The sequence below is a fragment of the Terasakiispira papahanaumokuakeensis genome, from assembly GCF_001709345.1.
GTDB lineage: Bacteria > Pseudomonadota > Gammaproteobacteria > Pseudomonadales > Halomonadaceae > Terasakiispira > Terasakiispira papahanaumokuakeensis.
Genome location: NZ_MDTQ01000001.1, coordinates 1,193,835 through 1,210,111, shown reverse-complemented (window position 1 = coordinate 1,210,111; position 16,277 = coordinate 1,193,835). Strand labels below are relative to the sequence as shown.

The 16,277-nt window shown below is 49.9% G+C and carries 12 protein-coding genes; 6 read left to right on the top strand and 6 right to left on the bottom strand.

Annotation, left to right across the window (positions count from 1 at the left end; translation table 11 throughout):
• Positions 1-55 precede the first annotated feature (55 nt).
• The 4 genes from BFW38_RS05285 to BFW38_RS05270 all read right to left on the bottom strand — a co-directional run bounded on the left by BFW38_RS05285 (position 56) and on the right by BFW38_RS05270 (position 4,532).
• Positions 56-1,561 carry a tripartite tricarboxylate transporter permease gene (locus BFW38_RS05285; protein ID WP_068997441.1) on the bottom strand — a complete coding sequence of 502 codons (1,506 nt, stop codon included), beginning with the start codon at positions 1,559-1,561 and terminating at the stop codon, positions 56-58.
• A 16-nt stretch (positions 1,562-1,577) separates the two neighbouring features.
• Complete coding sequence (locus BFW38_RS05280) at positions 1,578-2,036, bottom strand: tripartite tricarboxylate transporter TctB family protein (RefSeq protein WP_069000228.1); 459 nt, start codon at positions 2,034-2,036, stop codon at positions 1,578-1,580.
• 100 nt (positions 2,037-2,136) lie between these two features.
• Positions 2,137-3,183 carry a type 2 periplasmic-binding domain-containing protein gene (locus BFW38_RS05275; protein ID WP_068997440.1) on the bottom strand — a complete coding sequence of 349 codons (1,047 nt, stop codon included), beginning with the start codon at positions 3,181-3,183 and terminating at the stop codon, positions 2,137-2,139.
• A 323-nt stretch (positions 3,184-3,506) separates the two neighbouring features.
• On the bottom strand, positions 3,507-4,532 hold the full coding sequence (locus BFW38_RS05270) for a LacI family DNA-binding transcriptional regulator (protein ID WP_068997439.1): 1,026 nt from the start codon (positions 4,530-4,532) through the stop codon (positions 3,507-3,509).
• A gap of 393 nt (positions 4,533-4,925) precedes the next feature.
• On the opposite strand from BFW38_RS05270, the gene BFW38_RS05265 reads away from it, so the two are divergent.
• Positions 4,926-5,348 (top strand): thiol-disulfide oxidoreductase DCC family protein, encoded by a 423-nt coding sequence (locus BFW38_RS05265; RefSeq protein ID WP_068997438.1) that lies wholly within the window; start codon positions 4,926-4,928, stop codon positions 5,346-5,348.
• Between the two features lie 44 nt (positions 5,349-5,392).
• Here BFW38_RS05265 and BFW38_RS05260 read toward each other — a convergent pair whose 3' ends face one another.
• Both BFW38_RS05260 and BFW38_RS05255 read right to left on the bottom strand, forming a co-directional pair.
• Complete coding sequence (locus BFW38_RS05260; RefSeq protein ID WP_245686073.1) at positions 5,393-6,034, bottom strand: transglutaminase-like domain-containing protein; 642 nt, start codon at positions 6,032-6,034, stop codon at positions 5,393-5,395.
• A gap of 231 nt (positions 6,035-6,265) precedes the next feature.
• Positions 6,266-7,651, bottom strand: a complete 1,386-nt coding sequence (locus BFW38_RS05255) for a GGDEF domain-containing protein (protein ID WP_068997437.1) — start codon at positions 7,649-7,651, stop codon at positions 6,266-6,268.
• 395 nt (positions 7,652-8,046) lie between these two features.
• Here BFW38_RS05255 and BFW38_RS05250 point away from each other — a divergent pair, with 395 nt between their 5' ends.
• The 5 genes from BFW38_RS05250 (at position 8,047) to BFW38_RS17925 (ending at position 16,204) form a co-directional block, all read left to right on the top strand.
• Positions 8,047-8,811 carry a DUF3108 domain-containing protein gene (locus tag BFW38_RS05250; protein WP_175400940.1) on the top strand — a complete coding sequence of 255 codons (765 nt, stop codon included), beginning with the start codon at positions 8,047-8,049 and terminating at the stop codon, positions 8,809-8,811.
• 455 nt (positions 8,812-9,266) lie between these two features.
• Positions 9,267-14,135: an RHS repeat-associated core domain-containing protein gene (locus BFW38_RS05245; protein ID WP_068997435.1), complete on the top strand. Its 4,869-nt coding sequence runs from the start codon at positions 9,267-9,269 to the stop codon at positions 14,133-14,135.
• Positions 14,125-14,607: a hypothetical protein gene (locus tag BFW38_RS05240; protein WP_068997434.1), complete on the top strand. Its 483-nt coding sequence runs from the start codon at positions 14,125-14,127 to the stop codon at positions 14,605-14,607. Before BFW38_RS05245 ends, BFW38_RS05240 begins: the two co-directional genes overlap by 11 nt.
• 334 nt (positions 14,608-14,941) lie before the next feature.
• Complete coding sequence (locus BFW38_RS05235; protein WP_068997433.1) at positions 14,942-15,445, top strand: hypothetical protein; 504 nt, start codon at positions 14,942-14,944, stop codon at positions 15,443-15,445.
• A 618-nt stretch (positions 15,446-16,063) separates the two neighbouring features.
• A complete protein-coding gene (locus BFW38_RS17925) occupies positions 16,064-16,204 on the top strand; it encodes a hypothetical protein (protein ID WP_175400939.1) in 141 nt (46 codons plus the stop codon).
• Positions 16,205-16,277 lie beyond the last annotated feature (73 nt).

Genomic DNA, 16,277 nt, shown 5'->3' with positions numbered 1-16,277 from the left:
GACTCTTCTATGTCGTTCATATGACGATTGTGCATATGAGATTTATTCATCGGCATCAGTTAGCCTCCAGCTCAGACTGATGCCTTTTCTTTCGATGCATCATGATTGAGAAAATAATGGAGGCAATAATCAATACCCACAAGAAAATAGCGATAGGGCTTTTCGTAAAGAAAATGCTATAAGTGCCATACGACTCTAGACTTTTTACAAAATATATCTCAGCAGACGGCCCTAAAATAAAGCCGATCACTAATGGCGCAACTTCAATCCCAATCTTGCTTGCAAGCCAACCCAAAAGGCCAAAAATAAGTAATGTCCAAACATCAAACATAATGCCGTAATTAATGGCATAAGCGCCAACAACACACATCATAATAATGATGGGATAAAGAATATGCTTGGGTACCATGACCACTTTAGCAATGTGGCGGATGGCAAAGAACATCACCGCAAACATCACCAGATTGGCAAAGACCAGCGCCGTCATCATGGCGTACCAGGTATCCAAGTGCTCCCCAATAAATAAAGGTCCCACTTGAAGCCCTTGTAATGTGAAAGCACCGATTAAAACCGCTGTTGTGCTATCTCCAGGAATCCCCAGCGAGAGCAGTGGAATCAAAGCCCCTCCAGTCAAGGCATTATTGGCAGATTCCGATGCCACCAAGCCTTCGGGTGCACCTTTACCCATCTGACTGGCATTCTTCGATAAATTCTTCTGCTGGCTATAAGCCAAAACAGACGCAGCACTTCCGCCAATACCCGGCAACATACCGACAAAAGTACCAATCCCTGTAGAGCGTAATAAGTTAGTCAACTGTCCCTTAAAAACACTAAAACTAAAGTGTTCGCCACGCTTGAGCTTAACCCGGCCATTCTCTGTATCTGATTTCAGCCCTTTTTCGGCTTCCTCAAAAATAGCCGCTAATCCAAATAAACCGATTAGCACAGGCAACAATGAAAACCCTGTTTCCAGGTAAGGCACCATAAAATCAGCCATCAATCGGTATTCACCATTGCCACCACGAATGGTGTCATAAGCACCAATCAATGAGATCAGAACCCCTAATAGGCCACTAAAAATGCCTGCTAAAATATTCTTAGAGAGCGATGCGATAACCGTTAGGGCAAAGAAAATAATTAAAAACTTTTCTATATAAGAAAACTTAATCGCAAAATCAGCTAATACAGGTGCGAATAGGAAAAGTACAACAGCACTACCTAATCCCCCAAAAAGAGAGGCCACAATACACACTTTCAATGCACGTTCAGCTTCGCCTTTCTGAGCCATAGGATGGCCATCAAAAGTTGTCGTAATCGACGATGGCGTTCCGGGGATATTCAGCAAAACAGCGGGAACCATACCTCCGGAAATCCCCCCGACATAAAGCCCAAGTAATAGTGCCAATCCCTCTTGTAAATCCAGGGTATAAGTCAAGGGCAAACAGACAGCGACTGCCATGGTTGCAGTCATGCCAGGAATAGCGCCAAAGATGATACCAACAAGGCAGCCTAACCCAGCCAGCAGAAAGAACTCAGGTGACAGCAAACTAAAAAATTCCATCAATCTTCTCGCTCATTCAAGGCAAAGTAATGGCAAACCATTGCCCTAGCACATACCAAACCACCAAAGGTGCAATAACAGCATTCAGCACAATGCTTAACAACTTTCGGCGATTAAACTTATGCACATAAAGCAGCGACATCATCAATATGAATGGAATGGATGTGAGCAGAAACCCCATTCCCATATTGGGAAACAACTGACCAACAGCATCCATTGACCAGAAATAAACAACTATCAAAATAAGCGTACCGAAAAAACGCATTTTATCGGCACCCGGCTGAAATAAAGAAAAGCTAACGTCACCCAATTTCAACCGAGACATAAATCGACGACCTTCCAATGCCATAATCAGCACAGCCATCATTATTAACAATCCAATAATGATATGAGGAAAAAACAAGTGAGATTGATCAAAATCAATCTTAACGTCTAGCCAAGAAGACATTGATTGAGATGAAACTAATTGACTCATAGTGAACACCGAGCACTGCATTTAGGGCTGACCTTCACATGGCCAGTCACCATCAAAATAAAACCGGAAAAAAGCCGGGCATCGATGCCCGGCAAACGGGTCACTGCTTGATTGCATCGATAATTTCACGATACTGATCACGTTTTTGCATTAAATGCTCACGCGATTCAGCAGCTTTACGGAAGTTAGGAATAAAGAATGATTGCTTCATTTTTTCCTGAACCTGTCCGTCAGCAAAGATTTCGGAAAGCGCTTGATCCATTGCAGCAACAACTTTTGGATCCATTTGCTTGTTGTAGATAAAGAAGAACTCTTTATCAAAAGAGAAGTTCTGCTGATCACTCATCGCCACATTAACATTAGGCTCGGCATAATTCAGAAGCTGGGCACGCGAAGTTTTACCCATACCGCTCTCATTAGCCTGTTCAAGTGTCTTAGCGGGCGCTGTTATCCATAAAAAGCGCATCGCTTTTTGATCATCGGCAGGTAAACGCGTGTACTGTTCATTCGCCTGGACACTGCCATTAATCACATCAGCCAAGCCATCAAACATCGCCTGATTTTTACTCGACTGAGAGCCTGTATTCAGTGCCTGAAGATTATTTTCTTGTCCTGGATACTGCATCCGAACAGCATTTTTCATGGCTGTATAACCAATTTCTGATACACCGCCAGGCTGAATAGCAACGCGAATATTCTCACCATGACCCGCAGCATCAATGACATCCTGCATCGATTGGTAGGGGGAATCTTTACTCACTAAGTAAGCATTGCCCGGATTAATCGCAAAGGTTTGGCCTACCGTATATTTTTCAAAGATATCGTCATAACCACGTTGTCCATACAAATTACCTAAGTAAGACTGGTCATGAAACACCATGAAAGTACGGCCATTACGCACTCGATCAAGTGCACGATAAGCAGCACTAACCCCGACAGCATCGACTTTAAAGTTAGCCTCTAACTTTTCAGAAAGGGCATCGGCAATCAGACTTGTTGCCTGGTAAGTGTCGCCACCAGTCGAGGAAGAACCGATCACAATTCGAATATTGCCCTGAATCGGACTGTCATCAGCAAAACTATAAGCAGGGGCTGCCACACACAGGGCACAAAGTGCTACACGGACTCCAGAAATCAGCTTTTTCATGTGTCGTTCCTGTTAATTATTTTTGGGTCATGATGCCGCCAAACCTGACTCTTCAGGATATGACGCGAGCGACCAATTAATAATACGTCATACAAATGATTGCGCAATCATCCAGAAGTCTAATACGTCTAAAAGAGACGTGATTCACACCATTCTCTGGCTTATCACTCAATGCATTGAAAAATAGAGGAAAATGATTCTATCGCTCAAAATCAGGCATAATCACAGGTCATCGCGTCCAGAGAAGACATTACCGATCAGCAAATAAATGAGCGCCTAGAGATCCAAACAACTCCCGCAACGTGTCCAACACCGCTATACATTTAAGTGCTCTGTCGATCAATCAGCTCAAATCCCATATCCAAACGAACACAAGACCGTTGATCCTCAAAACGCTTCAACAAAGCATCAGCGATCAAGGCTCCCACTCTTGCACTATCCAACCGCACGGTTGAGAGGGCAGGATGCAACTGGCTGGCATTGGCCATATCGCCAAACCCCATGACGGCAATATCACTGGGCACCTGCAACCCTTGCTCCGCTGCTTCAGCTAAAACACCTTGTGCCAAGGTATCGGAACTACAGACCACCACTTCGGGCCGAGTATCGCGCGCTAACAATTCACGCATCCCCTCTCGGCCTTCTTTTAATGACGCGGGAGGACTCATCACCACAGCGTCATCTGCCTCAATTCCCAACACTGAAAGAGCCTCATAAAAAGCATGACATCGCCGCATCGCTCGATTATCACTGACGAAGAGCCCTGCAAAGCGTCGATATCCTTTCTCATAAAGATGCTGGGCCATTGCGGTCCCTACCGCTTCATGAGAGAAACCGACCAACATATCAATCGGATCATCAGTCCAATCCCAGGCCTCCACAACGGGCACGCCTGAAGCTCCCAGCCTTTTGCGTGTCAACGTCGTATGCTCAGTCCCCGTCAATACAATAGCGTCAGGACGACGCCCTAAAATAGTGCCCAATAACTGCTCTTCTTTATCGACACTGTAATCGGTAATCCCAAGTAGAGACTGATAACCTGCTTCACTTAAACCATCCATCGCCGCTTTGAGCAAGTCAGCAAAAATGGAGTGTGAAATCGTCGGCACTAAAATCGCCACCAGCTTCGTCTGTCGACTGGCTAATCCACCGGCCAGCATATTCGGAATATAACCGACCTGTTCAACCGCCTGCTGTACCTTCTGCCGCGTTTGCTCTGACACCACTTCAGGCTTATGCAACGCCCGTGACACGGTAATCGGAGACACCCCCGCCACCTTCGCGACATCAATCAACGTGACCCCATTCGCTGGGGCCAGGATCGCCTCATCCTTTAACTTCTGTGTCATTCACACCTCTGGGCTCACCTAACAAGATCAATCGACTAGGCCACGCTAATCGACCAAATAACACCAATCAACTAGGCCATACCATTAGACCCAGCCACACTTTACATGGCCTTCAATAAATAAAGACCGACCAAACACTTGTATGATGTCATACTCTAGAAGCTTATACTTGAACATGCAGAACGTGTATCCCTGCCATCGTCGTATACGGAAATATGAAATGTTCCATGAGTCGTATCAAAATGAACACATGAGGGTAAAACAAGGTCAAAACTGGCATAGAAACCGATCGAACAAGTGTAAGCAGCTAATGACATAATTCACATTAAGGCGCGATATCATATATCCGCCGTGCTCAGTATCTTGATCGAATACAAGCCAAAAGAGGATCCTATGCTCACTATTTTTTATGATGCTCAGTGCCCCCTCTGCCAGCGGGAAATGGATCAGCTGTCGGGTTACGATCAATCAAAGCAGCTTTGTCTTGAAGATATTAATGCGGCAGATTTTGGCGCACGATACCCGCATATCGACCCACAAAAGGCCAATCGAATCCTTCATGCTCAAACGCAAACGGGTGAACTGCTGCTAGGGCTTGATGCGACCTGGGCCGCGTGGAAAACAGTCGGTCATCATCGTTGGATCGGCATACTGCGTTGGCCCATCATTCGCTGGTTTGCTGATCACGCCTACCTGTGGTTTGCCCGTAATCGAATGAAGGTATCACGCTGGGTATTAGGCGCACAGGCCTGTGAAGATGGCTTTTGTACGCCTCCCAACCGCCAGCGCCGTAAGCCACAAAAATCAAAACAGTAGTGCGCTAATAAAACAGTAGCTCGTTTATAAAGCGGTCGATGCGCTTAGAGTGCCGGCACTTCAACCTCAGGCAAAGCTTTAATCACACTGTCCACAGAACAGTGGCGAGTCAACAATGTCACCACACCAGGTAAAGGGTCAGGCCAAATACCTGGAATATCGGCTTCTCCGGGGTGCTGTAGTGAAAAAGCGAGCTGCTCTACAGGCGGGACAAATTGCGCATTGACCGAAGGCTTATTACCACGAGGGTCAAGCCGATACCATCCATATTCAGGCAAATACACGGCATTAAGCCCATGTAATGACAAAGGACTATCTGCCTCATTCTCATTAAAACGTAGACGCTGATAGCACAACCCTGTCGGAATCTGATGAGCCCGCAGTAATGCAGCCAGCAAATGACTCTTGGCAAAACAAAAACCGGTGCCATGGCGTAAGACATCAGAAGCCCGACACGTAATCGGCGTCAACTGAGCGTCAACACTGTGGGGAATCTCATCACGCACAAACTCATAACAACGCTGAACCAATGCCAAAGGGTCACCCACCCCAACACTGAGTGATTGCGCGCAAGAAAAAACCTTTGGATCTTGCCAGTCAATCCAAACAGATGGCTGAAGACATGCCGCTACCAGCGCCGAATTTTCAGTCTGTGAGTCACGTTCATTTAAGTTCATAGCATCCATGTCACCCTCCACTCAATGCCCCTATTGCTCTATACCAGAGCTTAAATTAATCACCGTGACAACACCAACGTGATCGTTCTAGCATTAGAGTTTTAACCTTATAGATCGAACCTTATAGATCGAACCTTATCGTTCAATCTCCTACCGTTGTTTAGCTTAGATCAGATCACACTCACATCAACATCAACATCAACATCAATGGCAACTGAGGAGGGCCTTACCCTCTTTCGATCAAGGCCCTTTGCGGATGACCAGGTTGCGCCCACCATGCTTGGCTTCATATAAAGCAGCATCCGCGACTTTAATGGTTTCAAGGTAATCTGGATGCCCGACAAACTGACAAACCCCAATGGAAGCCGTGACTTGAATGGTCCGTTGATCATCGACCATGATCCTTTGCTCCGCCAAGGCAAGACGTAGCTTCTCGGCGACCACAACCGCTTTATCTCCGGGACACTCAGGCAACAAAATCAAAAACTCCTCGCCTCCATAGCGAAAACAGTAATCACTGACCCGGACAGCATGACGAATCGTATTCGCCACTGCAGACAAAACGCGATCTCCCGCCTGATGGCCGAAACGATCGTTCACCGATTTGAAATGATCAACATCCAACAAAAGCAGGCTATAGGGTGGGTGTTCAGTCATGGCCAAAGCGTGCTGGGTTTCTTTTTGCAATACAGGCCCCAGAAAACGCCGGTCAATCAGATGGGTCAGACTATCTTCCTTAGACCAGCTGGCGACGATCGCTTCTGCAATATCCGCCAACAACCAAGCCGCCTCACTGACAATATGATTCAACTCTTCACACAGGGCTCGGCGTTGCGCCCCCATCGCAACAGTGGCCTGTTGCTCACACTCTTGAAGCTGACGTTGACTTAAACGCTGATAAACTTGATCCAACAGCTCACGAATTTTATCGACCAGCGCTTTATCAGGGCTCACCATGTCCAACTTATGGATAATCCAGAGACCGAAATCGGAACGCTGTAATGAATATGGGTCAAGATGATCACCGGCCATGATCGCCATCATCGCTTCGCTCAACCAACTGAACAACTTGGCCCGAACCCGCTCAATCTCAAAAGCAATTTCTTGGCCCGAAATATTACCTCGCAGGGCCTGAGCATTGCGCTCGTTATCCACCAGCGCATCCAGATAGGCTTCATTAATAATACTGAGACTCGCCTCCAACAGGCTATTCACCAGCATAAACGCCTCATACAACTCACCATCATGCGGCATCGCCTCAAGCAGATGCATGAAACAGCCCTGCTTCAAAATCAACATGGACGCATCAACCAACGCCATGGGAATATCAATACGTGCATGCACATGCCCCACATGGCGCTGCAGCGCAATAATCTCCGCCACTTCATCAGGTTGGTGAGGGCTTAACGTCACCCTCAACCAATCTTGTAGTTCATGACGCAGGCGCCGCTCAACAATCTCACTGCTGATGAAATGCCGAGCATTTTCATCGCGAGTCAACTCATCATAAAATCGAGTCGCCAACGCAGGAAACGCAGGCGTTAACCGGGGCAGGATGCGATCAAGCAATGCATTATGTTGAGGGGTATAAATATTACCAAGATAAACCTGCTGCAAACCTGACATCGACTCAGTTCCATTGCCGGATTAAATGGCTGCATAGCCTAAGCGGCTTAACATCAAGGAATCAACTAGCAAAACCTTTCGACATCATAATACCCTGAATTTTGTGGTGAGATACCGACACTGGCCTGAGACACCGACACCTTAGATGATGCGGTATCAGACGGTACTTATCGGTGATAAGCCTTGTTCAGCGATGCAGCACATTGACACCTGTGACTCGGCCAAGAAAACGGATCACCACAAGCCACATATTCCCGCAAATGAGCATGCCACAGATGACCATTCAGCAGATGCGTAGTCGAGATATCATCGAAACTCAGCACCGCCGAACAACTCTACTATGCCGTACATTGCTTTGCTTGTGCCCATTATGGATAACAGCAAGCCCCGCTGCCATGGCACGATCACAAGCCTTACCTCTAGAGAGCTATCAAGCCACCTATACGGTGTTTCGAGATGGCGATAAAATTGGCGAAGGCACTCGAACACTCGTGATCAAGCCTGACACTGAGCACCCATCGAACGACACCACAGAAACATCAACAGCCCCCGTTTACACCTATCAACTGACTTCCCGCTCAGACCTCAGTTGGTGGATTTTCAGTGATCATCGTGAAGATAAAAGCCAAGGCAAACTGATCATTCAGAATGCCAAACGCCAAGTCGTGCCACTTGCTTATCAATTTTCTCGCACAGGCACAGGCTCCAATCGAGCCCAATCACTTCGTTTTTTGCCTGACCAGCAACGTCTTGAAGCCATTAAAAGCTACAAAGATGAACCTTTCGAGGTGAGCTGGCACCCACACTTGCACGATGCCATCAGTTATCAGCTTCAAATGCAGCTGGATTTTGCGCCCTCGCCAATAGGGCAAGGCCTGACCGATAAAACCTATGATCTCATTTATAAAAATGATGAAGATCATTACCGGTTTAAGGTCTTAGGCGAAGAAACACTCTCCCTACCGATTGGAGATGTCAAAACACTGAAACTTCAGCGTATCAGATCGCCCGGCTCCAGCCGTCAGACGTATATTTGGCTGGCCCAGGACTATCACTACATCGTTGCCCGCTTACAACAGCAAAAAGACGGCGATATCCAAGCTGATTTACAGCTTTCTCACTATGAATCTCAATCATCACAGTCCTTACCGACCCCATAAAACCTTCTGCTGAATAGGGCTCAGCGCCACAACCTCACGCTCTCAATATAAAGCGAGCGTCTTGCGAATTAGAGGCTGCCCTGAATAAAGCACCACTCAGGCAGCCCTCGCCGCGTTGATCGAACTTAAAGCATACACCTCAAGCCTTAACTCAAGCTTACCCCAAAGCCTCTCTTAGGCCTTTTCATAAATACTCACACAAATTCATACTTTCTTTTTGAATGATTAGCCGTCTTTTTAAGTCGACAACTTTTCATTTTAGCGTCTCTTTTTGCTTACAGTTGTCACGCTTTTTCGACACATGGTTTGATCCCTTATCCTGATATTGATCGATGATGATTCATTCATCAAACAGGCCTCTTTTAGATCAAAAAAATGGCTTTTTTAAAGATCGCTTTTGATGGCGCGTCTACTACTTTACAGCTTCATCACGGCTTCATCTTTAGGGAAAAACGATGACCACCGCACTGAATGACAACACCACCGCCAATGTCCCCCCGGAGTTGCGTGAGCAGGCGATTCATCAAAGGGTGATGAATGCCACCCCTTACGACAAGATCTCAACGCCGCCGGTGGATATTCAAACCGAGCCCGAGGGCAATACGGTGTTGGATGTGGTCATTCAGGCCGCTTATATGGTGCCGGTGGTCGGTAATGTGATGGCCATTGGCGATGTCGCCCGCGATATTGTCAATCTCACCGAGAACGATCGCCAGGGTAATCCCAATGTCGAAAACCCGTGGCTGTGGGCCATTATGGTGATCGATGCCATCGGCATTATTCCTGCGGCAGGCAATGCCTCTCGGCCAATTCGAGTCGCCGCAAGAGAGGCCTTTTTAGCCTTTGCTCGCGGTGAAGGCATCGCCATTGCGGCGGATATTCTCTGGGCTGAAGCGGGCGGTGATGCCATCGCCTTTATGGAGAAATTCCAGAGTTGGTTGCAATCCCAACAGTCGACGATTCAGAACTTCATTAATAGCGTCATCAGTGGCATTAAAGGGTTGGTCAAAGACCCGGTCGAAGGTGCCATTCAAGTCGGATTGATTGAAGCCAATCCCAGCTGGTGGGAGATCGATGAGCACGGTAAGCGCATTGTGCTCAAAGCCTTTGATGAGCTGGTCGAATGGCTCGGTGATGACACCCGTGATGAGCTGGTCTCAGCGCTGGATGATTTGGGCGTGTCGGCCAATCAAATGGTGGCCGAAGGCTTTAACTTATTATTACCGGTCGCGGCCGCGCTAGCGGCGGCCTTGATTGAGCGGCGCAGTCGCCGCCGTGGGGTCGATCATCAGGCCATGGTCAATACCGGTGCCCCGAATCACAGTCGCCGGGGCGCAGTTGTGCCGCGCAGTACCCATGATAATACCTCCAGACCCAGCGATGTCCCGGCGGGCTGTACCACCTGTGGGATCAATGCACCGCAGACCCATACCGCCCACCCGATCGACTATGTGATGGGCGATGAAAACCTCTGGCAAACCGATTTCAGTGTGCCCGGTCGACTCACGGTGGAATGGACCCGGCTTTACCGGTCCAGCACCGATCAGTTGGATGACAGTGAGCTGGGCGCGCGCTGGAGCAGCCCTTATCATATCCGGCTGGAACAGCACCTGACCCAGTTGTACTTCATTGATCCACAAAACCGGGCCGTGCCTTTGGTGCCCTTGGCGATCGGTCAAACTTATGTGGAGCCCCGCGAGCATTTCACCCTCAGTCGGCCGGATGAGCAGCATTACCGCATCACCTATCTGGATGGCAGTTACGACGATTTCCAGCTGATCCCCGAATCCGCCACCTTCCGGCCTGATGATCCGACGGTACACTTCCGTCTGGTCCGGCAACAGGAAGTGGATGGCCGGGCCCTCACCTTGCGTTATCAACAGGGCTGTTTGCATGAGATCAGCGATGGCGCCGGGTTACTGCTGCGCTGTCATTACACGGCGGCCTCGTCGGCCCCCGCGCCATCCGCTCAAGGGGCGACTCCTCAATCTTTACTGAGTTATATCGAACGCCACTTCCCGGAGACCGATCAAGCGCCGGAAGTGCTGGCCCGTTATCACTACGATGGCCAAGGCGATTTAATCCGCCATGAGGATGCTCGCAGCTACTCACGTGAGTACACCTATCAGCACCACCTGCTGACCCGTTACACCGACTTTAACGGCATGGGGGTCAGCCTGACCTGGGATTGGCCCAACAAAACCACCGTGCCGGACGCCGTGCCCAATGCCCGCAGTGCCCGTTGTGTGCGCAACCGGGTGGACGACGGCAGTGATGACACCACCTTCGAATATCATCGTGACCTCTGGTACACCCGGGTCACCGATGCCGAGGGCGTCGTCCGCATCTACCGCTACAATGCCCAAAACCGCATTGAATCCATCACCTATCCCTATGATGACCGACTCGGCACCGAGCGCTGGCAATGGGATCGCCAAGGCAATCTTCGGGCCCATATCGACGGCGAAGGCCGCACCACCTATTACGATTATGATGACGCCGGTCGCCTGACCGCCATCACCGACCCGGCCAGCCTGACCACCCGCATTGAGTACAATGAGCAAGGCCTGCCGACCACCCTAACCGATCCTCAGGGGCGTCAGCACACCACCGCATACGATCAACGCGGCTTGCCCACCGAAGCAACCGACCCGAGCGGTCGAACCACCCAATACCAGCACGATGAGCAGGGCCAGCTCATCGCGATGACCGACCCTCAGGGCAATACCTATCAGTATCAATGGAATGCCCTGGGTCAGTTGATCAGCGCCAGTGACTGTTCCCGCAAAGTCACCCGCTACGCCTATGATCATCGTGGCTTCCTGGCCTGCGTCACCGACGCCAGCGGCCAGCTCACTCAATATGAACGCGATGCCCTCGGCTTGCCTTTGGCGATCCACCATCCTGATGGTGCCATTGAGCGTTTCCGTCATGATGGTGAGCGTCAACTGGTCGATTACACCGATCCGGCCGGGCATCACACCCGTTATCGTTACAACGGCGTTCAGCTGCCGATTGAACGTCAGGACCCGATGGGCCATCGCTTCCAGTATCGTTACGACCGCCTCAACCGCTTGGTCGGGTTGATCAACCAAAACGGCGATCAATGGCAGTTCCACTATGACGGGGCCGGGCAGCTGGTCGAAGAATCCGGTTTTGATGGCCGCACCACCCGCTATGTTCACGATGGGGTCGGTTGGGTCAGTGAAATCCAGCAAGGTGATCGTTTAGTTCGCTTTGAGCGTGACCCGCTGGGCCAACCGATCACCCGGCGTAGTCTGCGCCCCGGCATGCCGGAGCAGATTACCCACTACGCCTATGATGTGCTGGGCCGTCTGGTTGCCGCCCGCGCCCCCGGCAGTGAAACCCGCTTTGACTATGACGACCAAGATAACCTGATCGCAGAAACCCAGCGGCTGCAACTGCCCAATGGCGCCCACTGGGCCAGCGTCACCCGTCATACCCATGACGCCCTGGGCAACCGCGAGACCACGACCCTCCCAGATGGCCGTGAAATCGCCTGGCTGCGTTATGGCTCCGGCCATGTCCAAGGCATGGCGTTGGATGGCGATTCCCTGATCAGCTTCGAGCGGGATGACCTCCACCGGGCCGTGACCCGCCATCAACAAGGCCAACAGACACAACTGCGCTATGACCCAGTCGGGCGCTTGCTGGCTCAAGAAGTCTTTCAAGCCGGGCCCGAGACCCATCACAATCGACCTGGACAGCGTCAAACCCTAAGCCGACGGCCGACCATCAAGCGTCAATATCAGTACACCGTCAACGGCTTACTCAGCCAAGTGCAGGATCAACAACGCGGCCCAACTCAGTACCAGTACGACCCCTTGGGCCGTTTGCGCGAAGCCCTGGCCCCTGGGCAGGCCGAACGCTTTGACTTTGACCCGGCCAGCAACCTGATCGACCCGCAGGACGCCGCTTCATCGGACACCCACACCCGGGCCACCGAATGGCGGGCGGATCTGTCCATTACCGGTCAACCGACTCAAAGCGGACACCGCAACGGCCCGACCGTGATGGGCAACCTGCTCAAACGCTTTGCGGACACCCGTTATCACTATGATGCCCACGGTAACCTCACCCGCAGCATCACCGTCGGCGGCAGCACCTGGGAATACCGCTACGACGCCGAGCACCGGATGGTCGAAGCCTGCCAATACGCCCAAGCCCCGGCCGCAGGCGACACCGCCACACCTCACACCAAAGCCCAATACGGCTACGACGCCCTCGGTCGTCGGCTCTGGAAACAAGTCGAAATCGACGGCCAAGCGCCCGAACTGACCGTCTTCACCTGGGATGGCGACCTGCTCCAAAGCGAAACCCGTTTCGAAGGTGACACTCACCAACCGGTTCGATGCCGCGTACCGGGGCTTATCCCCGACAACCCCCGGCGCAAATTTCCCCGGCCGATCGCCCAACAGGTCCACACCCTCGACGCCAGCCCCCTGGTGCCGACCCATACCGCGACCTACCTTTACGAACCGGACAGCTTCATCCCGCTGGCTCAACTGACCGCAGGCTTCGACCGCACCGCCCTCGCGGCCACCGGCACCGACCAGCGTCAACCGCTGCGCTGCTACCAAGCGCAAACGGCCACACTCTACTACTTCCAGACCGACCACCTCGGCACCCCACAAGACATCACCGACACCGAAGGCCACATCGTCTGGAGCGGCCAATACCGCGCCTGGGGCCAACTCGCCCAAGCCCACAACGGCCAAGGCGACAAAACCCACGTTCACAACCCCTTCAGATTTCAGGGGCAATACCACGACCGCGAAACCGGCCTTCACTACAACCGGTTTAGATATTACGATCCCCGTATTGGCCGCTTCACCACCCAAGACCCCATCGGCCTCATGGGCGGCGACAACCTCTACCAATACGCCCCCAACCCGACAGGGTGGGTCGACCCGCTGGGGTTGAGTAAGCAATGTTGTGGGGGTGGGGATAATGCAAGGGCTATGAAGAATGCCAGACAACGCGGTGTAAATAGAGCAAAATCAGCTGAGCGGGACCTAGTCCAAAGTGGACATCCTGGCACCGCAGATGATGGGGGTTGGTCTTTTGCGGAAAGAAAACGTATTGCTGAAACAGGACAGTTCCCGAGCGATACACGCTGGCATCATATAAATGATGTTAAAAACAATCCAGACTTAGCCGATGTAGCGGATAATATTGTACCTTCAAGAGGAAATAATATTGGGCATGTAAGGAAGTATCATCCTGCGGGAACCAGATCAGGCTCATCAGGATCAATGCTCAATCGTTTCCAGTTAAAAGAAGAACATATGAATGGCAATTAAAATGAAACTAATCGATTGGATAAATAAAAACCGGCCAGGAACATTAACTGAACACGAGGATCGTTTTGAAATCAATCATATTTCGGGTGAACACTCGACATTATTCAAGAAGACATATGCTACAAAAGCAATTAAATGGCCTCTAACAGGTTTGGAAGATCTATATGTTGATTTCGATGGGGCAGACCTATTTTCAAGTACTTTCAAGATTTCATCGTTAGAGTCACCGAAATCTGTTGAAGGAGTTGAGTTGGTTTCTAGTCAGCTTACGACAAATAAATTAATTAAAAACAGGTTAATAGAGCTCCCAGAAAAGACGATACCTTTCATGTATCAAGCAGGAATTGGTTTTTATACAATAGGGGAACTATCCGGTAAGATATATGAACTAGACGAAGAGCAAAACATGATCTCAGACACTTTCAATAGCTTGGAAGATATCCTTAACGAGTGGTTAGATGCTATTACTTAAGGATGTTGGTCAGAGAAGACTCTCATATTATGGTAGTGTTCATATTTTTATGTCACCCGCTCTGTCGAGCATGCCCCCTTGACTCCATCCCTGCCCTAAGACATTATTCATGAGCCGCTGCAAAATCAGTGGCTCGGGTTTGGTCGCCCGATTTGTAGAAGGCGCAGCATGCGCTTAACAGCGCTTTTTTTATGCCTGTTATGGCGAGCTGCGCGGGGACGCCTTCGGGTGTGCCGGTTTCCTTCTACGCCGGTCGACCAACCCTGCGCAGTTCGCCTCCATCTTTTTGGTCGAAGTTGTGGCGAACCTTCATTCAAGTAGAAGGGAATCTATCATGACGACAGCCCCCTCAACTCAGGCTCATTGTGTCCGCAAACCTGCCGTAGGTCCGCTCAGGTTTCACCATCGAAAGCAATTCCCCCTTCATCAGCTACCGTTTATCGATAAAGTGCCGGGCAAGCGTTGGCTGTCTTTCTGGGCCGTGCCTAAAACCGGTGGCTATTCCGGCGGCTGCAAAACCGGTGAATCACTGGCACGGATCTACCTTAAACACCTCAAAACACATCACCCGGACTTCAACGAAGGCCGTCTTCAAAGCATCGTGCTCGATATGTGCGAGGTTGAGCGCAGCGGCCACCCAGAACAAGAAGCGCTGCGTGGTCAGGTGGTCGGCTTCTTTAGCGAATTGGAATACTGGTTGGTTGCGGCTATTCGACACCTCGACGGCGGGCTAGACGAGTATGAGGACAAGACCCTGCTCAAAGCCGCCAACGCGGGCCTGAACTTCGACAATGAGGCGGACACAAACGCCTTGATTAATGAAGATAAGAGGTTATGAGTTAGCATTTGTTTGCCTGCAAGACGCCTCCAACAACTCTACGATTCACCTCTGAACTTTCTGTGGGAGCCTGCTTGCAGGCGATGATATGAGTCATTGCAATCAAACCAGCGATAGCCCATCAATCCATGTCAATTAATGCGCATTTTTCACTGGCACTATCACTCAAGGTGTTCCAATATCAAAAGACTAGGGATTACAGCGTTGAGAAATAGTGAGCACAAACTTTAGTTTAGCTATCTTGTAGACTCAAGAAAGAGCCCGGTGATTCAAATCTCAGATTTAGTTGCATTACGTTTGCGTAGGTTTCTTGAAATAGATAAGGGTTACAGGGATGAGTGGCCAGATGTTGTAAAAACATTCTATGCCGAATACTACAAAACCATTGATTCTCATGTCAGGCGAAAAAGATAGTTGAAAGTATAGGTAAGAAGTCAAAGAACCAAAATAATTTTATGTTTGGGATTCCGTGCAAACTGCGCACACTCTGGAAGAATCACTATGGCGTGCAATAAACAGTTAACAAGGCCAGCCTGAGGGATAAAAAAACCGCCGCTTCGCTCTGTCTTTCGACCCTTTCTGGAAGCAGAACATTTCAAAATAGATCGAGCAGAGATAATGAATTCAGAGTTTTCAAGAGCTGATGCTAACTTCTCCGAAACCAATATGGATGAGGGAGACTTAATGCTTAATTTTAAAGGTTCACAGGGAATTAAAAATGAAGTTTTCTCCTTAGATATCGTTGCATTTAAATGGTGAGTGATCGAAATCTTCCTCGAAGGCGTAAAATACGGTAGAAACTATATAACCACTGACTCAGAATAGTGATCTT

Bases quoted from the DNA above. Each gene is read 5' to 3' on its own strand.
- BFW38_RS05280 (WP_069000228.1), bottom strand. From the start codon at position 2,036: ATGAGTCAATTAGTTTCATCTCAATCAATGTCTTCTTGGCTAGACGTT.
- BFW38_RS05265 (WP_068997438.1), top strand. From the start codon at position 4,926: ATGCTCACTATTTTTTATGATGCTCAGTGCCCCCTCTGCCAGCGGGAA.
- BFW38_RS05285 (WP_068997441.1), bottom strand. From the start codon at position 1,561: ATGGAATTTTTTAGTTTGCTGTCACCTGAGTTCTTTCTGCTGGCTGGG.
- BFW38_RS05240 (WP_068997434.1), top strand. From the start codon at position 14,125: ATGGCAATTAAAATGAAACTAATCGATTGGATAAATAAAAACCGGCCA.
- BFW38_RS17925 (WP_175400939.1), top strand. From the start codon at position 16,064: ATGAATTCAGAGTTTTCAAGAGCTGATGCTAACTTCTCCGAAACCAAT.
- BFW38_RS05250 (WP_175400940.1), top strand. From the start codon at position 8,047: ATGGCACGATCACAAGCCTTACCTCTAGAGAGCTATCAAGCCACCTAT.
- BFW38_RS05235 (WP_068997433.1), top strand. From the start codon at position 14,942: ATGACGACAGCCCCCTCAACTCAGGCTCATTGTGTCCGCAAACCTGCC.
- BFW38_RS05255 (WP_068997437.1), bottom strand. From the start codon at position 7,651: ATGTCAGGTTTGCAGCAGGTTTATCTTGGTAATATTTATACCCCTCAA.
- BFW38_RS05245 (WP_068997435.1), top strand. From the start codon at position 9,267: ATGACCACCGCACTGAATGACAACACCACCGCCAATGTCCCCCCGGAG.
- BFW38_RS05275 (WP_068997440.1), bottom strand. From the start codon at position 3,183: ATGAAAAAGCTGATTTCTGGAGTCCGTGTAGCACTTTGTGCCCTGTGT.
- BFW38_RS05260 (WP_245686073.1), bottom strand. From the start codon at position 6,034: ATGGATGCTATGAACTTAAATGAACGTGACTCACAGACTGAAAATTCG.
- BFW38_RS05270 (WP_068997439.1), bottom strand. From the start codon at position 4,532: ATGACACAGAAGTTAAAGGATGAGGCGATCCTGGCCCCAGCGAATGGG.